Raw genomic sequence first — 2787 nt, forward strand, 5'->3', positions numbered from 1 at the left:
AATGCACGGTTGGCGTCATCGTGTTCCAGGAACGGGATCAGGGACGCACCGACGGATACCACCTGCTGGGTGGATACGTCCATGTAGTCAACCTGGTCGCGGCTGAACAAGCTGGATTCGCCTTTACTACGGCAGGTAACCAGATCTTCTACAAAGTGGCCTTCGTCATCCAGGTTGGAGTTCGCCTGAGCAATAACGTAGTTGCCTTCTTCGATAGCAGACAGGTAATGAATTTCGTCGGTTACAACACCGTCAGTCACTTTACGGTACGGGGTCTCGAGGAAACCGTATTCGTTCGTCTGTGCGTACACGGACAGGGAATTGATCAGACCGATGTTCGGACCTTCAGGCGTTTCGATTGGACATACGCGACCGTAGTGGGTCGGGTGTACGTCTCGAACTTCAAAGCCTGCGCGTTCACGGGTCAGACCGCCCGGGCCGAGTGCAGAGATACGACGTTTGTGCGTAATCTCAGACAGCGGGTTGTTCTGGTCCATAAACTGAGACAGCTGGCTGGAGCCAAAGAACTCTTTCACTGCCGCAGAAATCGGCTTGGCGTTGATCATATCCTGAGGCATCAGGGTATCCAGATCGCCCAGAGACAGACGCTCTTTCACCGCACGCTCTACGCGGACCAGGCCAACGCGGAACTGGTTTTCCGCCATTTCGCCAACGGAACGGATACGACGGTTGCCGAGGTGGTCGATATCATCGACTTCGCCTTTACCGTTACGGATATCGATGAGCTTCTTCATCACTTCGATGATGTCTTCTTTGCTCAGGATACCGGAACCTTCGATTTCGTCGCGCAGCAGAGAACGGTTGAACTTCATACGACCTACCGCGGACAGATCGTAGCGGTCTTCGGAGAAGAACAGGTTCTCGAACAGGCTTTCAGCCGCTTCACGAGTCGGCGGCTCACCCGGGCGCATCATGCGGTAGATTTCTACCAGCGCGCTCAGACGGTCGTTGGTCGGGTCGACGCGTACAGTCTCAGAGATGTACGGACCGTGATCCAGATCGTTGGTGAACAGCGTTTCGATACGCTTATGGCCAGACTGGCTCAGCTTGGCCAGCAGATCCAGGCTCAGCTCCATGTTCGCCGGGCAGATCAGCTCGCCAGTAGATTCGTCAACATAGTCTTTAGAGGCAACTTTGCCAGCGATGTACTCAACCGGAACTTCGATATGTTTGATATCGTCTTTTTCCAGCTGGCGAATGTGACGTGCGGTGATGCGACGCCCTTTCTCAACGTACACTTTGCCGTTCGCTTCGATGTCGAAGGAGGCCGTTTCGCCGCGCAGACGCTCCGGTACCAGTTCCATCTGCAGCTTGTTATCGCGAATTTCAAAGACCACTTTCTCGAAGAACAGGTCAAGGATCTGCTCAGTGGTGTAATTCAGCGCGCGCAGGATGATGGTAGCCGGCAGCTTACGACGACGGTCGATACGGACAAACAGGTTGTCTTTCGGGTCGAACTCGAAGTCCAGCCAGGAGCCACGGTAAGGAATGATACGTGCGTTATACAGGACCTTACCGGAAGAGTGGGTCTTACCTTTGTCACTGTCAAAGAAGACGCCCGGGCTACGGTGCAGCTGAGAAACGATAACGCGCTCGGTACCGTTGATAACGAAGGTACCGTTGTCGGTCATGAGCGGAATTTCGCCCATGTAGACTTCTTGTTCTTTAATGTCTTTAACGGTGCCTTCCGGCGCTTCGCGCTCGTAGATCACCAGACGCAGTTTGACGCGCAGCGGTGCCGAGTAGGTCACGCCACGGATCTGACATTCTTTAACGTCAAAAACCGGTTCGCCCAGACGGTAGCTGACGTACTGCAGCTCAGAGTTACCGCTGTAGCTTTTGATCGGGAATACGGAACGGAAAGCTGCTTCCAGACCATACTGCCCTTCAGGATCTTGCTCGATGAACTTCTGAAACGAGTCAAGCTGGATAGAAAGGAGATAAGGTATGTCCAGAACCTGCGGACGTTTACCAAAATCCTTACGAATACGTTTTTTCTCGGTATAGGAGTAAACCATAGGGTTCCTCAGCTCGCTGACAAGTCGACCCATCTGCCCACATAAGGCAGTTTTTTATGCAACACTATTTTGTTGACCGGAAAATGGAACACTTTCCGCAATACCTGTTTCTATCACGCTTAAACCATTTCATTGCGATTTACACAGCTCAGGAGCCCTAACCTGTCGCAGTATATTAAGTCGTCTATAGAAACAAGCATTGTCAGGACAACCAGTAGTCAAACAGTGTGAAATTCTACTGGCGCCTTACAGCGCAAAAAGGCTGGTGACTAAAAAGTCACCAGCCATCAGCCTGATTTCTCAGGCTGCAACCGGAAAGGTTGGCTTATTTAACTTCAACTTCAGCGCCAGCTTCTTCCAGAGATTTTTTCAGTGCTTCAGCGTCATCTTTGCTCACGCCTTCTTTCAGAGCGGCCGGAGCAGATTCTACCAGGTCTTTAGCTTCTTTCAGACCCAGGCCAGTTGCGCCACGTACTGCTTTGATAACGGCAACTTTGTTAGCGCCGATACCTTTCAGAATTACGTCGAATTCAGTTTTTTCTTCAGCAGCTTCAACCGGGCCAGCAGCTACAGCTACAGCAGCAGCAGCGGAAACACCGAATTTTTCTTCCATTGCAGAGATCAGCTCAACAACGTCCATTACGGACATAGCGGATACTGCTTCAATGATTTGATCTTTAGTGATAGACATTTAAATTGTTCCTGAATATCAGAATAAGTTTATACGTAAGCGAATGCTTTACAAAGA

General features: G+C 51.1%; 2 protein-coding genes. Both read right to left on the reverse strand.

Translation table 11 applies throughout. From position 1 onward, the window contains the following. Positions 1 to 2039, reverse strand: a 2039-nt coding sequence (rpoB, locus tag FQK12_RS00230) for a DNA-directed RNA polymerase subunit beta (protein WP_146295623.1), incomplete at its 3' end; no start/stop codon positions are given. Positions 2040 to 2364: 325 nt separating this feature from the next. Further along, positions 2365 to 2730, reverse strand: coding sequence for a 50S ribosomal protein L7/L12 (gene rplL, locus FQK12_RS00235; RefSeq protein ID WP_004097645.1), 366 nt, complete (start codon positions 2728 to 2730; stop codon positions 2365 to 2367). Positions 2731 to 2787 lie beyond the last annotated feature (57 nt).

Source organism: Klebsiella sp. ME-303 (genome assembly GCF_007910085.1).
Taxonomy (GTDB): domain Bacteria; phylum Pseudomonadota; class Gammaproteobacteria; order Enterobacterales; family Enterobacteriaceae; genus Klebsiella; species Klebsiella michiganensis.

Bases quoted from the DNA above. Each gene is read 5' to 3' on its own strand.
- rplL (WP_004097645.1), bottom strand. From the start codon at position 2,730: ATGTCTATCACTAAAGATCAAATCATTGAAGCAGTATCCGCTATGTCC.